The 14,457-nt window shown below is 41.1% G+C and carries 15 protein-coding genes and 1 pseudogene; 12 read left to right on the top strand and 4 right to left on the bottom strand.

Annotated elements, in window-relative coordinates:
• The 10 genes and pseudogenes from FTU71_RS06195 to FTU71_RS06150 all read left to right on the top strand — a co-directional run.
• Positions 1-120: pseudogene (locus tag FTU71_RS06195) on the top strand (IS982 family transposase); the annotation flags it as partial.
• An 82-nt stretch (positions 121-202) separates the two neighbouring features.
• A complete protein-coding gene (locus FTU71_RS06190) occupies positions 203-2,242 on the top strand; it encodes a UvrD-helicase domain-containing protein (protein WP_004975304.1) in 2,040 nt (679 codons plus the stop codon).
• 97 nt (positions 2,243-2,339) lie between these two features.
• The gene (dut, locus tag FTU71_RS06185; RefSeq protein WP_004975307.1) at positions 2,340-2,792 is read left to right on the top strand and encodes a dUTP diphosphatase; all 453 of its coding nucleotides are present in this window, start codon (positions 2,340-2,342) and stop codon (positions 2,790-2,792) included.
• Positions 2,793-3,011: 219 nt separating this feature from the next.
• Complete coding sequence (locus FTU71_RS06180; protein WP_180111694.1) at positions 3,012-4,451, top strand: phosphomannomutase/phosphoglucomutase; 1,440 nt, start codon at positions 3,012-3,014, stop codon at positions 4,449-4,451.
• 10 nt (positions 4,452-4,461) lie between these two features.
• Positions 4,462-5,367: an acetylglutamate kinase gene (argB, locus tag FTU71_RS06175; RefSeq protein ID WP_004975310.1), complete on the top strand. Its 906-nt coding sequence runs from the start codon at positions 4,462-4,464 to the stop codon at positions 5,365-5,367.
• A 209-nt stretch (positions 5,368-5,576) separates the two neighbouring features.
• Positions 5,577-6,377, top strand: a complete 801-nt coding sequence (locus tag FTU71_RS06170) for a GNAT family N-acetyltransferase (RefSeq protein WP_168710353.1) — start codon at positions 5,577-5,579, stop codon at positions 6,375-6,377.
• Positions 6,378-6,526: 149 nt separating this feature from the next.
• A complete protein-coding gene (locus FTU71_RS06165; protein WP_096902262.1) occupies positions 6,527-7,375 on the top strand; it encodes a class II glutamine amidotransferase in 849 nt (282 codons plus the stop codon).
• 263 nt (positions 7,376-7,638) lie between these two features.
• Positions 7,639-8,094, top strand: a complete 456-nt coding sequence (locus FTU71_RS06160) for a bacteriohemerythrin (protein ID WP_096902263.1) — start codon at positions 7,639-7,641, stop codon at positions 8,092-8,094.
• A 147-nt stretch (positions 8,095-8,241) separates the two neighbouring features.
• A complete protein-coding gene (locus FTU71_RS06155) occupies positions 8,242-9,327 on the top strand; it encodes a hypothetical protein (protein WP_180111692.1) in 1,086 nt (361 codons plus the stop codon).
• Positions 9,324-9,644 (top strand): RnfH family protein, encoded by a 321-nt coding sequence (locus FTU71_RS06150; protein ID WP_004975319.1) that lies wholly within the window; start codon positions 9,324-9,326, stop codon positions 9,642-9,644. The genes FTU71_RS06155 and FTU71_RS06150 overlap by 4 nt, the downstream gene beginning before the upstream one ends.
• A 56-nt stretch (positions 9,645-9,700) precedes the next feature.
• Here the strand turns inward: FTU71_RS06150 and FTU71_RS06145 are convergent, their stop codons facing one another.
• Positions 9,701-10,099 carry an outer membrane protein assembly factor BamE gene (locus tag FTU71_RS06145; RefSeq protein ID WP_004975323.1) on the bottom strand — a complete coding sequence of 133 codons (399 nt, stop codon included), beginning with the start codon at positions 10,097-10,099 and terminating at the stop codon, positions 9,701-9,703.
• Between the two features lie 118 nt (positions 10,100-10,217).
• Here FTU71_RS06145 and fur point away from each other — a divergent pair, with 118 nt between their 5' ends.
• On the top strand, positions 10,218-10,655 hold the full coding sequence (fur, locus tag FTU71_RS06140) for a ferric iron uptake transcriptional regulator (protein WP_004975325.1): 438 nt from the start codon (positions 10,218-10,220) through the stop codon (positions 10,653-10,655).
• Between the two features lie 72 nt (positions 10,656-10,727).
• On the opposite strand, the gene FTU71_RS06135 is transcribed toward fur, so the two are convergent.
• Together FTU71_RS06135 and FTU71_RS06130 are read right to left on the bottom strand one after the other, a co-directional pair.
• Positions 10,728-11,846: a PilT/PilU family type 4a pilus ATPase gene (locus tag FTU71_RS06135; RefSeq protein ID WP_104852406.1), complete on the bottom strand. Its 1,119-nt coding sequence runs from the start codon at positions 11,844-11,846 to the stop codon at positions 10,728-10,730.
• A 21-nt stretch (positions 11,847-11,867) separates the two neighbouring features.
• A complete protein-coding gene (locus FTU71_RS06130; protein WP_179993993.1) occupies positions 11,868-12,905 on the bottom strand; it encodes a type IV pilus twitching motility protein PilT in 1,038 nt (345 codons plus the stop codon).
• 124 nt (positions 12,906-13,029) lie between these two features.
• Here FTU71_RS06130 and FTU71_RS06125 point away from each other — a divergent pair, with 124 nt between their 5' ends.
• Complete coding sequence (locus tag FTU71_RS06125; protein ID WP_131261727.1) at positions 13,030-13,719, top strand: YggS family pyridoxal phosphate-dependent enzyme; 690 nt, start codon at positions 13,030-13,032, stop codon at positions 13,717-13,719.
• A gap of 360 nt (positions 13,720-14,079) precedes the next feature.
• Here FTU71_RS06125 and FTU71_RS06120 read toward each other — a convergent pair whose 3' ends face one another.
• Positions 14,080-14,355 carry a hypothetical protein gene (locus tag FTU71_RS06120; RefSeq protein ID WP_180111690.1) on the bottom strand — a complete coding sequence of 92 codons (276 nt, stop codon included), beginning with the start codon at positions 14,353-14,355 and terminating at the stop codon, positions 14,080-14,082.
• Positions 14,356-14,457 lie beyond the last annotated feature (102 nt).

Genomic DNA, 14,457 nt, shown 5'->3' with positions numbered 1-14,457 from the left:
AGTAAACATCGTTCGATTGCTGGTTTTTTAGCAGGCGTATTTTCTTCACTATGTGCGTATCAACTTTGCCAAAAGAATAAGCCTAAAATTCATGTGATTAAATCTTTGGCTTATCCGTAACTGGGGTAAAGTAGCATTTTAGATTAGTCATCTTTGGCGGAGATGACTATAATCGAGCTCGAACCGAAATAGAGGAAATACTATGACACTGGCAAGTCAGTTAAACGACAAGCAACTTGAAGCGATGAAATACACTCAAGGACCCTTGTTAGTGCTTGCAGGTGCAGGTTCAGGCAAAACTTCGGTGATTACCCGAAAAATTGCCTATTTGGTTAAGCATTGCGGGATTCCTGCGCATCGTATTACAGCGATGACTTTTACCAACAAAGCAGCACGAGAAATGAAAGAGCGTGTGACCAAATTGTTGTCACGTGAAGAAGCTAAAGGATTATCGGTTTCGACTTTCCACACCTTTGGTCTGAATTTATTACGTTTTGAATTAAAACACACGCCGTTAAAAGCCAACTTCTCTATTTTGGATGCCGATGACTGTAAACGTATTCTGATGGATTTAATGCACCGCGATAATTTGTCGGGTGCAGAAAGCAAAGAATTGATTGCCAAAGCCATGAAGATGATTTCGGACTGGAAAAATGATCTGATTGCACCAGAGCAGGCGCATACCACCTGCGAAACGCCAGAAGACATCCAGTTTGCACATTTATATCAACTTTATGAACGTAATTTACGTGCCTATAACGCGGTAGATTTTGATGATTTAATTGTAATGCCGACACGACTTTTGCAAGAAAATGCCGAAGTGCGTGACAAGTGGCAAAACCGTGTTCGTTATTTATTGGTCGATGAGTATCAGGACACCAACACCGCACAATATATCTTGGTGAAATTACTTGTGGGCGTAATGGGGCAGTTCACTGCGGTAGGTGACGACGACCAATCGATTTACGCTTGGCGCGGTGCGAAGCCTGAAAATATGGCCTTGCTGAAAGATGATTTCCCGAATTTAAAAGTGATTAAACTTGAGCAAAACTATCGCTCGACCAGTCGCATTTTAAAAGCGGCCAACACCGTCATTGGCAATAATCCACATATTTTTGACAAAAAACTGTGGTCAGATAAAGGTCATGGTGAAGTGATTCGGGTAATTACATGCCGCAATGATGATGATGAATCAGAACGCGTGGTTAAAGACTTACTCACGCATAAACTGATGAATGGTAAAAGCTGGAAAGATTATGCAATTTTGTACCGAGGGAACTTTCAGGCACGTATTCTGGAAACCCAATTACGTCAAATGCAAATTCCTTACAAGCTTTCGGGGGGGCAGTCATTCTTCGCACGTGCTGAAATCAAAGACATCATGAGTTATTTGCGTCTGATTATTAACCCTGAAGATGACAGCGCATTCTTACGCATTATTAACACGCCTAAACGCGCGATTGGTCCTGTGACTTTGGAAAAACTAGGGCTGTTTGCACAGGAAAACCATTTGTCATTATTGGCTGCTGCAGGTGATCAGCGCCTAACCATGGCAATTCCGAAAAAAGCCACGACGCAGTTGGCAGAGTTTTCAGATTTTATTAGCAATTTTACGCGTAACTTATTGGAAGATGATGAACCTGTGCCAATCATCCGTCAAATGATGCTCGAAGCAGGTTATATCGACTACATTAAAGAGCAAGCAGCTACCCCTGCGCAGGAAAAAACCAAGCTAGATAATATCGAAGTTCTATATAGCAGCATCCAAAGTTTGATTAACCGTGCTGAAGATGTCGATGAAAAGAATATTGAAAGCGTGATTCGTAAAATGGTGCTGCTCGATATGCTCGAACAGCAACAGGAAGAAGAAGACACTGATAAAGTCAATTTACTCACCCTGCATGCGTCCAAAGGCTTGGAATTTCCGTACGTGTATTTGATTGGTTTGGAAGAAGAGCTTTTACCGCATAAAAACTCAATTGTGGCAGATACTGTCGAGGAAGAACGCCGTTTGATGTACGTGGGGATTACTCGTGCACGTCAGGGCTTAACCATTACTTTGGCAGAGCAGCGCAAAGCGGGCGGGCAAATGAAACAAATGACCCCAAGTCGTTTTTTGGATGAATTACCACAAGATGAATTGGAATGGCTCGGACGTAAGAAAAAGTTAGCCGGTGATGTCGATCCGAAATTACAGGCACAGCATTATTTGGAAAATTTACGTGCCTTAATCAAGCGCTAATTTTTTGAAAATACTTAGGGCATTGATGCAAGTACAGCATCAAATGGCACATCGAAAATCGAAAGAAAATTGAAAATTTAAAAACAGGATAAACTTCATGAAAGTTCAAGTTAAAGTCTTAGATTCACGTTTAGGCACAGAATGGCCAATGCCAACTTATGCAACCGCAGGTTCGGCAGGTTTGGACTTACGTGCTTGTGTAGACAGCAGCACCGTGATTGAGCCGGGTCAAACAGTCTTGGTCAAAACAGGTTTAGCGATTTATATTCAAGATACAGGTTTTGCAGGCATGATTTTGCCGCGTTCAGGCTTGGGTCACAAACATGGCATCGTGTTGGGGAACTTGGTGGGTTTGATTGATTCAGATTATCAGGGTGAATTGATGGTTTCGGTGTGGAACCGTAGCCAAACAGCATTTAGCTTAGAACCTGGTGAGCGTTTAGCGCAATACGTTTTGGTTCCTGTGGTACAGGCCAAGTTTGAACAAGTAGATGAATTTGTTGCCACCGAACGTGGTGCAGGTGGTTTTGGGCATACGGGCAAAAACTAAGTTACTTAGGTTTCAGCCTATATCGTTTGGTAAAGTTTTATCTGAAACTTTACCAACAATTCTTGAAAAGTAACGAAAGATGTACTAATAATGACAAGTAAATCACTAGCTCTGATGAGACCATTGCACATCTATTAAAAAATCTAATTAGAATTTTCAAAATATCTCGAGCCAAGATTTATTCACTTTATGTTGGCTCATCTTTGTAGTTGTAAGCCTATGAACAATCCACAAACACTTTTTCCTCAGCATATTTTTCGCGCTTACGACATTCGTGGCAAAGAAACTGTGCTGACCGCGAAATTGGTACACGCCATTGCACAAGGATTGGTGCAACAATATCAACAAGAAAAGCAAACTCAAATTAGTATTGGTTATGATGCGCGTTTAAATAGCCCCGCTTATGCTGAAATTATGCGCCAAGTCTTTCTTGCCCATCAATTTCAAGTGACGATGGTGGGTTGTTGTTCTAGCCCGATGTTGTATTTTATGGCACGGCATACTGCAGGTAATGGCATTATGCTGACCGCCAGTCATAATCCAAAATCTGACAATGGTATTAAATGGATTATGCAGGGTGAACCGCCAACGCCTGAAATGATTCAGCAAGTGGCAATTGATGCCACACCATATTATGTGTTGAATCAAAGTAACAGTGGATGGGCTAATTCTGTCGCTACTACTTCACATGAATTTATAGAAGATGCTTGCCAGCAATATCAAAATGCCATGTTACAGGACATTCATTTGGCACGCCCTTATAAAGTGGTGCTGGATGGTATGTATGGCTCGGCAGGGCATTGCGCTGCATTGGTATTACAAAAAATGGGCTGTGAGGTGGTGGTACTACGCTGTGTGGCCAATGGACATTTTCCAGATCATGCGCCAGACCCATCTCAAGAAAAGCACTTACAACATTTAAAAACTGCGGTACTTGAACATCAGGCAGATATTGGCATTGCTTTAGATGGGGATGGTGACCGTGTGGTATTGCTGGATGAACAGGCAAAGGTTATTTCAGCAGACCGTTTGCTTTCCTTATTTGCAGAAATGTGTCTAAAAACCCATCCACAGCATGAGGTGGTGTTTGATGTAAAATGCTCCACTATGGTACGCAATACCGTGCGTGATTTAGGCGGTCAAGCGGTGATGATTCGTACAGGTAGTACTTTCTTGCGCCGTTATTTAGCTCAGTCGCAGGGTAAAGCCGTGTTTGGTGGCGAATATGCAGGGCATTATGTATTTAATGACGGGCGTGGTTTTGGCTATGACGATGGTATTTACGCAGCGCTGCGCGTGTTGGAATATTTAAGCCACAGTAATTACAGCAGCCTTTCGGCATTGATGCAGAAATACCCTGAGCGTTGCTGCACTGAAGACACGTATATCAGCACACGGAATATTGAACCGAGTGCGGTTTTAAATGATGTTGAAAGTTCTAGCCATCGCAGTGGTGCAGAATTAAGTAAAATAGATGGTGTAAGACTTGATTTTGAAGATGGATTTGGCATTATTCGAGCATCCAATACAGGCGAATATTTTACGGTGCGTTTTGATGCCGATAATCCATCACGACTGAATGATATTCGCGATACATTTGTTTCCATGTTAAGTGAGCGATACCCTGAAATCGCCCAAGACATTTTAGATGCTCAATAAGGAGAGGCGAATGCCACATCAACAGACTGGTATCGACAAAGCGCAAATTTTGACTGAAGCTTTGCCGTATATTCAACGTTTTGCGGGCAAGACCCTTGTTGTGAAATATGGCGGCAATGCCATGACCGATCCTGAGCTGGAAAGTTCTTTTGCTCGTGATATCGTGTTGTTAAAGACTGTAGGCTTAAACCCGATTGTGGTGCATGGCGGTGGCCCACAAGTGGATTCTATGCTCAAGCAATTGGGACGTGAGTCTGACCGTATTGATGGCATGCGTGTCACCGATCCTACGACTATGGAAGTCGTAGAAATGGTCTTGGGTGGTAGCGTCAACAAATCTATCGTCAATCTGATTAACCAACATGGCGGTCGTGCCATTGGTTTGACGGGTAAAGATGGTAACTTGATTCGCGCACAAAAATTATTGATGCAAAAAACTACTGAAACAGGCGAAGTACAACAAATTGACCTTGGTTTGGTGGGTGAAGTGGTGGGTGTCAAAACCGACGTGTTGGAAATGTTTACCAGCAGCGACTTTATTCCAGTGATTGCACCTTTAGGTGTCGATGATGCAGGCAATACCTATAACATTAATGCCGATTTAGTCGCAGGTAAAGTTGCCGAAGCATTGGGTGCGGAAAAGTTAATTTTGCTGACCAATATTACGGGTGTATTAGACGAAAATAAAAACCTGTTAACTGGTTTGACTACGCAGGAAGTAGATCGTTTAATTGATACAGGCGTGATTTACGGTGGCATGATTCCAAAAGTGGGTTGTGCATTGGATGCAGTTAAAGGCGGTGTAATCAGTGCACATATTGTAGATGGTCGTGTGCCACATGCTACTTTATTGGAAATCTTTACTGATCATGGTGTGGGAACATTAATTACCAACCGTGTCCAAACGCGTAAATAAAACTCTATAAGATGATCCCTAAAAGAGCTTCACAATTGAAGCTCTTTTTTATGTCAAATTTACGGCAAGAAACTGAAATTTTGTTGATTCAGCATCCTTGAAATTGCTTTGCACCTATCCTGCAATCTTAAAATTGTAGTCGCTAAAATCGCGGTCATCATAGTGTCATGCTGCTGTCCTAGTGTAGGAGAAAACATGAGGTATCTATGATGCTACAAAAATTAAATCAGTATCGTCAGCAGTTTAGCTTTCCTATGGTTAAAGTGGGTAAAGCACAGAAAAAAAACAGCAAAGCTACGCAATATGCGTTTGAATGGGTTGAAAATTTAAAGCAACTACAAGAAGTACAGCGCTTTCGTGCACAGCAATTTTCCAAGCAATTTGGCATTGAATTTGAATCGGCTTTAGATCAGGACTTGTACGATTTTGGCTGTGAACACGCCGTACTCAGAGATAAATCTACGGGTGAAATTGTTGCTTATACTCGTTTAAAACTTTGGCAAGGGCATGAGCTAGCCAACAGTTATAGTGCGCACGAGTTTAAAATTATAGATGAGTTAGGGCATCTCTCGAATATTGTCGAAATGGGGCGTACTTGTGTGCATCCACGTTATCGTTCAGGCAAAACACTCTCTATTTTATGGCTGAATTTAGTGCCTAAAGTGTTATGGGAAATGCGTGCCAAACACATGATTGGCTGTGTCAGTATTCGTTTGGAAGGTAATGAAGCACGCGCGTATCATACCCATCAAGCGATTCAACAATTGGCAGAAAATCAACGCTGTGATATTCAGTCACAGCAGCCGTTTGAGCCAAGTTGTCCAAGTCATAGCTTTAGCCAAGATGAACGAATACCTAAACTGTTTGATGTTTATCTGAAAATGAATGCTAAGCTGTCTGAGCAAGCATTTTATGACCGTGAGTTTAACTGTCTAGATTATTTTGTTTTGTTAGATGTGAAACAAATGGCGAAACATTTTATTCGCCAAAAGAAAGTGAAAGCATCTTAACTAGAATAATTAAGCAGAGATTTCTACAGCACTGCATATCTATGAGGTGGTACTGTAGAAATCTATTTATATTTTTCAGATTTGAATTATCCACATGGCTGATGCACAATAATCAGATAATTTCATTATTTGTATAAAGATAAGGCCTTATGTGTCAGTTGCTTGGAATGAATTGTGCGACACCTACCGATATTACCTTTTCATTTCGGGGATTTTCGCAGCGCGCAGGAATCACCTCAGATCATTCTGATGGCTTTGGCATTGCTTTTTTTGAAGATAAAGCTTGCCGTTTATTTGTCGATAACCAGTCTGCAGTGGAGTCACCCATTGCAGAATTGATCCGTAACTATCCCATCAAATCGCGTAATGTGATTGCCCATATTCGTAAAGCGACACAAGGCAAAATTAATTTAGAAAATTCACATCCGTTTAGTCGTGAGTTGTGGGGACGCCAGTGGATTTTTGCCCATAATGGTGATTTACATGACTTTCATCCACGTTTATCAGGTCGTTTTACCCCTGTGGGCAATACCGACAGTGAACGTGCATTTTGTTATTTGTTAGATCAATTGGTAAATCGTTTTGGTTATGATGAACCGAGCCTGACGCAAATTTTTGACTTGTTAGCCGAAATTTCTCCTAAAATTGCAGAACATGGCACTTTTAATTTTTGTTTGTCCAATGGTCAGGCATTATTTAGTTATGCGGTGACCAAATTACATTGGTTGGTGCGTGCTTATCCATTTCAGCCTGCACAATTAATTGATTTAGATGTTGAGGTTGATTTTAGCCAAGTCACCACAGCAGAGGATTGTGTGGCAGTGATTACCACTGAACCCTTGACTCAAAATGAAACATGGACAGCATTTCAGCCAGGTGAAATGATTTTATTTCAACATGGACGCCCAATTAAAACCCAAATGACACATATTGCGCGTTTGGAACGTGAGCGTTTAAATCCTGAATTAAGACGGATCACCAAAGCGGATCAATACTAATTTATACGGGTATGTGTGGTTGAAAAATATTCATTTTATTATTGTATAATTCAATTAAATCAAGAATGAAAATGTATAAATTGGTTAATTAATAATTGATTCTTTTAGTCGGGTATTTTTGTTAAAATTTATTTAAATCAATGTCTTGTGTTGTTTTTGTGCGATTTAAACCAATCCCTACCAATTCGCTTCATTTTTATTTATGGGAAATACGGCTACCATTCCGCAATGTGATTAATCATTTATTTCTGTAAGGTGGTCGTATGAAGATGAAATGGGTTCCAGAATACAATACTGGTATCGATGTGATTGACGATCAGCATAAACGTATCCTCGATTATATTAATGAAATTGTTGAAATTAGCGATGGTACAGATCGAGCACGTGTAAAGCAGATTTTAAATAATATTATTGATTACACCCAGTCGCATTTTACGTTTGAAGAATCATTACAAGAAGAAGCGGGTTATAAATACCGCGTACCACATAAACGTGTGCATGATTTATTCATTAAAAAAATTGAGTCTTATCGCGATCGTTTTGAAATGGGACAATCCATTGAAGGCGAATTGCATGAAGTCTTATCAAAATGGTTAATTAATCATATTCAACACGATGACGCCGATTATGTTGGTGCTGTGAAAGAGAATATGATGGGCATTATTAAGGAAAATGAGAAGAAGAAAGGTAAAGGTTGGTTCGCTCGTTTCTTCTCATAAGTCTGAAGCCATAAAAAATGAAAGAATAAAAATTATAAATTTGCGCAGCAAACTGTCTAACGATAGTTTGCTTTTTTCTTTTTTGAGGTTTTGCTTTTCCTTGATGACAAAGGCAAAATAGCAGTAGATTTTTATTAGGACAGCGTCATGCAGGACAATGCTATGTCACGATGGTTATCGCCGCTGATGGCATTTGGTTTATCATTCATTATTATTGGCACACTCGCACCAATGACAGGTATTCAGGTTGAGCGCCAGCTCGACTTTTGGTTGTTGTGGTTAGCAACCATGCTGATTTTGGCATTACCGATTACTTATTTGGAAATTGCCTTAGCCAAACGCTCAAAAACGACAGCATTACAAGCACTTTTAAGTTTAACCCGTGATGCCGATGCTTCTCAAAAATGGCGTTTGGTGGGCTGGCTTGCAGTGGTGTTCATTCCATTTTTAGCAGGCGGTTTGTTGTCTAATGCTGCGCAAATTTTAAATCAATATGCCGCTGCAGACTTGGCTAGTCATGTCTTGTTTGTGATTGTGGCTATTTTCGCACTGGCATTGTCATTAGTGCCGCGTCAAATTTTATTGCTATGTACCGCTGTTGCTGTTGTGGCGGCTTTGGTTTTATCGATGGTGATGGGTTCAGAACTCCCTGCATGGCAAGTCACCTCAATTGAGTTTAGCGAATGGGGCAGTGCAACCGTTTTGGCTTTGGTGGCCAGTGGTTTAGGCATGGGCTTGTACTGGCAAACTAGTTTGCCGCAAGTACAGCAACAATCTGCAGCAACTTCAACGGTATTGCCAATTTGGATTGCTCAGCTATTGGCAGTCGTTGCTTTTGCATTCTTTGCCGTGCAAGCACAAATTCCAGCATTGGCTTTGGTGGTGGCAACTGTTGCAGCAGCAGCGGTTTTATTACAATTGGCACGTGAACAATTGGCACAACGTCAAATGGTGGTTGCGATTCAGTGGGTTGTATTGATTGCAGCAACTTTGGCTTGGGCAATTCCTGCCATTAGTCCTGTATTTAATTTTGCCTTATTGCTTTGGGGCTTAGTTATTTGTTTGATTTACGCTATTTTTGCAGGCTGGATTATGAAAATCAGCCATTTGCGTAAAGCCATGAACTTTAGCAGTGAAGCCTTTTATAACATTTGGCGTATTGCGGTACGTGTGGTGTTACCTGTATCTATCGTAGTGGCGATGGTGGCGTTAATTGGACAGTGGATCGCATGAGTCAAATGGCGCAGGTTTGGGTGGCGTATGCCACACCCGAACAACAATGGCATGTGGCTGTCGCATTTCAGCAGGGCATGACTGTACTGGATGCAATTCAGCAGAGTGGACTTGTGACAGCAACGACTTTACCTGAACCGTTGATGCTGGGTATTTTTGGTGTACGGGTTGAGCCGCAGCATGTATTACAAGCAGGTGATAGGGTTGAGATTTATCGTGCTTTGACCATTAACCCGAAAGATATTCGTCGTAAACGTGCCGCAAAGAACCCAGTAGGGCGTTATGCCAAAAGCAATCGCTTGAGACAATTGCAATGATTTAAAAAACCCCTCAGATGAATTTCAGTGAGGGGTTTCTTTTTATTCTAAAGCGGCTATAGTGGTGGCGCGTTGAGAATCGCTTCTTTCGATCCTGGTAGGCCTGGTTGAGATTCTGGAATCGTTTCCAATCCTTCAACTTTTTCTACAATACCATTTTGATTGAAAAAGATTTTCAAATGCTGACCATGCGCGGCAGGGATCTTGGCTTTTTTAGCATAAGTTCCTGGGATATAGTTGTAAATGTAGTCCCAACGTAATGGATTCATCGGGTCGGCGATGGTAGGACTGCCCAGCAAAAAGCGGACTTGTTGATGACTCATACCGACTTGGACTTTAGACGCTTGAGCTTGGGTTAAAGGTGTACCCTGTGGAATATCGACTTTATAAACGCCCAAGGTCGAACAGCCTGCGAGCAGTGAAGTGACCAATAACGTCAACATGATTTTTTGCATTTTGCTACACTATCCCAAATTAATTATGATGCATTTGATCTTGATCCAGTGTTAGATCATACTGCATCTTAACTTTGTTGCATATTCCAACTTTAATTTTGTTGAGAGACCTTTTTTCATGCCTATTTCAAATCAAGAATTACGCAAAGCTGGACTTAAAGTTACCCTTCCACGAATTAAAATCTTAGAATTATTAGAAAATTCAAAACAACATCATTTAAGTGCAGAAGATATCTATAAAACTTTACTCGATCAGGGTGAAGATGTGGGTTTAGCAACTGTGTATCGTGTGTTAACACAGTTTGAAGCTGCAGGCATTATTGAGCGTCATAATTTTGAGAACAATCATTCTGTGTTTGAAATTATGCAGGAAGATCACCACGACCACTTGGTTTGCTTGAACTGTAGCAAAGTGGTTGAATTTATTAACGATACCATTGAAAAAGAACAGCATGATGTAGCTGAAAAATTTGGTTTTGAGCTCACAGGGCACTCGCTGAATTTATATGGTTATTGTGATGCGCCAGAATGTCGTGAAGCCTTACGCAAGAAATAATTTGCTGTAAGCATAAAAAATAGGCTTCCGTATGGAAGCCTATTTTGTTTGTGTTTAAGCGTTGTTGTGATGTTATTGCCCATCGAAGGTAATATTCGAAGTTGCATGTAACAAGCGCTCGCCACCTTCTTCTGCAAGTTTGATTTGTAGACGCAAATCGTTTGGCGAGTCGGCGTGTTTAAGTGCATCTTTGTAGCTAATTTGTTTGGCTTTATAAAGATCGTATAACGCTTGGTCAAAGGTTTGCATACCCAACTCACGTGAACGCTTCATCAGGTCTTTAATTTCGTGCACATCACCTTTACGGATTAAATCTGCAATCAGTGGTGAGTTAATTAAAATTTCAATCGCAGCACGACGTGAGTTGCCATCAATGGTTGGAATTAACTGCTGTGCCACAATTGCTTTCAGGTTTAGCGACAAATCCATGAACAACTGGTTATGACGGTCTGCTTCAAAGAAGTGAATAATACGGTCAATTGCTTGGTTAGCGTTGTTGGCGTGTAGGGTGGCAAATACCAAGTGACCTGTTTCGGCAAAGGCAATTGCATAATCCATGGTTTCGCGGGAACGAATCTCACCAATCAGAATTACATCAGGCGCTTGACGCAAGGTATTTTTTAATGCGATTTCAAAGGAGTCGGTATCAATCCCGACTTCACGCTGGGTAATAATACAGCCTGCATGTTCATGCACAAATTCAATCGGGTCTTCAATGGTAATGATATGACCTTTGGAATTTTGGTTGCGGTAACCAATAATAGACGCTAAAGAGGTCGATTTACCTGTACCTGTCGCACCTACAAAAATGATGATGCCACGTTTGGTCATCGCCAAATCTTTGAGAATAGGTGGCAGTTTCAAGTCATCCATGGTCGGGATTTTGGTTTCAATCCGACGGAGTACCATGCCCGGCTCATCACGTTGTTGGAATGCGCTGACACGGAAACGTGCTGTTTTTTCACGGTTGGTAATCGCAAAGTTACATTCACGGGTTTCGGCAAATTCCTTGCGCTGTTTTTCACTCATAATTGAGTTAAGCAGCTGACCGACAATTTCACCTGTAAGTTTACTTTTGGCTACAGGCACAATTTGTCCATGAATTTTCATGGAAGGTTCAACATCGGCTGTAATAAACAAGTCAGACGCTTTTTGCTGAATCATTAAGTTCAGTAAATCATTAAAGTCCATCGCGTATCTCGAATTTTAAACTTATAAGAATGATTCAGGCTGTTTTGCAACCGTACGAGCCGTTTGTGGGCTAATCACACCGCGCGATACCAAGTTTTTCAAACTCTGGTCAAGGGTGGTCATACCGTAGTTGGCACCAGTCTGAATTGCCGAGTACATTTGAGCTACTTTGTTTTCACGAATCAGGTTACGCACTGCAGGAATACCAATCATGATTTCATGCGCAGCTACACGACCACCACCATTTTTCTTGAGCAGGGATTGTGAAATGACGGCTTGTAAAGATTCAGACAACATGGCACGTACCATGTCTTTTTCTTCGGCAGGGAATACGTCAATCACACGGTCAATGGTTTTTGCTGCAGAGGTGGTGTGTAGCGTACCAAATACCAAGTGACCCGTTTCAGCAGCAGTCAGTGCCAAACGAATGGTTTCTAAGTCACGCATCTCACCCACTAGAATAATGTCAGGGTCTTCACGCAGTGCCGAACGTAATGCTTCGTTAAAGCCATGCGTATCACGGTTTACTTCTCGTTGGTTAACCAAACATTTTTTAGATTGGTGTACAAATTCGATTGGGTCTTCGACGGTCAGAATATGGTCGTAGCGATTGTCATTAATAAAGTCAATCATCGCGGCAAGTGTGGTTGATTTACCTGAACCCGTTGGGCCTGTCACCAATACCAAACCACGTGGATATTCACAAATATCTTTAAAGATTTGTCCCATGCCTAAATCTTCAAGGGTCAAAACTTTAGAAGGAATGGTACGGAATACTGCACCTGCACCACGGTTTTGGTTAAATGCGTTCACACGGAAACGAGCCACGCCTGGGACTTCAAAAGAAAAGTCCGTTTCTAGATTTTCTTCATAATCACGACGTTGTTTATCATTCATAATGTCGTACACTAATTTGTGTACTTCTTTATGTTCTAATGCTGGTAAGTTAATTCGACGAATTTCACCATCCACACGAATCAGTGGTGGCATGCCCGCAGATAAGTGTAAATCCGAAGCGCCGTTTTTAGCGGAGAACGCCAATAATTCTGTAATATCCATGAAAGTCCCCGAGATCAATTAAATCTTAATTATTTTGATAGAATAATACGGCTTTCCATCAGCTTAACCAACTGTTAGTTGCTGGACAAGGTAAAAAAAGATGAATGAAATGAGAAATGCATCAATGAATAATCTGCAGCTTATGCGCACTCAGGTTTTGCAACAAATTCAACAGGCATGCCAGTTGGCACAGCGCGAGCCAAATACGGTGCAATTGTTGGCAGTGTCTAAGACTCATCCGAGTGAAGCCTTGCGTGAAATGTATGCGACAGGGCAGCGCGCTTTTGGCGAAAATTATTTGCAAGAAGCTTTGGATAAAATGCAGGCCCTGAGTGATTTAGAAATTGAATGGCACTTTATTGGGCATGTGCAGCGCAATAAAACCAAACATTTGGCAGAAAAATTTGCATGGGTGCATGGGGTAGATCGTTTGATTATTGCCGAGCGTTTATCGAATCAGCGCGATGCTCAACAAGTGCCCCTGAATATTTGTTTACAAGTAAATATTGATGCGCAAGACACGAAGGATGGTTGTCAGCCGAGCGAAGTTGCAGAATTAGTCCGACAGATCAGCCAATTACCGCATTTAAAACTACGCGGTTTGATGGTGATTCCTGCACCTGATCATCCTCAAGCTTTTCAAGATGCCAAACAATTGTTTGATGCAGTGAAAGCACAACATGCACAACCTGAAGATTGGGATACTTTGAGTATGGGGATGTCGGGCGATTTAAATGCCGCAATTGCAGCAGGTTCAACTATGGTACGGATTGGTACAGCATTGTTTGGCGCACGTGACTATTCCAAGGCTTAATTGCTAGATGAACAAAGAATCTGCCAAGATTTTGCAAACATTATCTTGTACGTTTTGGCTGACATGAAATGCGGAATTTTGCGGCTAGTGCTGAAGGTTGGATTTTCTTAATATGAACTTATCGGGAATCAGGGAGTTTCCTAAATAAGAAGAATAAGAAATAGAACAACACGGAAGTGCTTGGTACGACAGGAGTTATACCAAAAACTGAATCTAGAAAGCCTCGACAGGATGTCGAGGCTTTTTTAGTTATGTATACTGTAAAGCTGTCAAAGTTTTGGCTTGTGTAGATTATTTTTAATAACCTTCACTATTTTTAGAAAGCGCCACTTCCGTCCAGTAAATAGGTGAAGTAGACATTCAAGATTTATTTTCTATCCAGATTCGAATACGGGCAATCAGTAAAAATAGCAAAAAACAGAACTGAAAGAAGCCTGTGAAAATGATGGTCCAACCGTTATTTCCAGGTGTTTTTCTTGCATCCAACTCAATGACTAAAGTGCAGACGGTGAGAATGATTTCAAAAATTAAAACCGCTTTAAAAACCCAAGGTTTAGGGAAACGTATTAACCATGTGAGAAAAATAATACTTAAACTGGGCAATACAGCAAAGAGAATAATCGTTTTTATATCCATAAAATTAAGTACTTAAAGTGTGGGTGATTTTAAAATATATTCAATACAACTTCATGGAAGCCTAAAATCTGAAATCTCACAGTCATCTCAATAATTCTTCAA

Origin of the sequence: Acinetobacter sp. YH12136 (genome assembly GCF_013418545.1) — a bacterium.
Taxonomy (GTDB): domain Bacteria; phylum Pseudomonadota; class Gammaproteobacteria; order Pseudomonadales; family Moraxellaceae; genus Acinetobacter; species Acinetobacter towneri.
The sequence above is the reverse complement of the archived record's forward strand: the minus strand, read 5'-3'. Positions and strand labels throughout refer to the sequence as shown.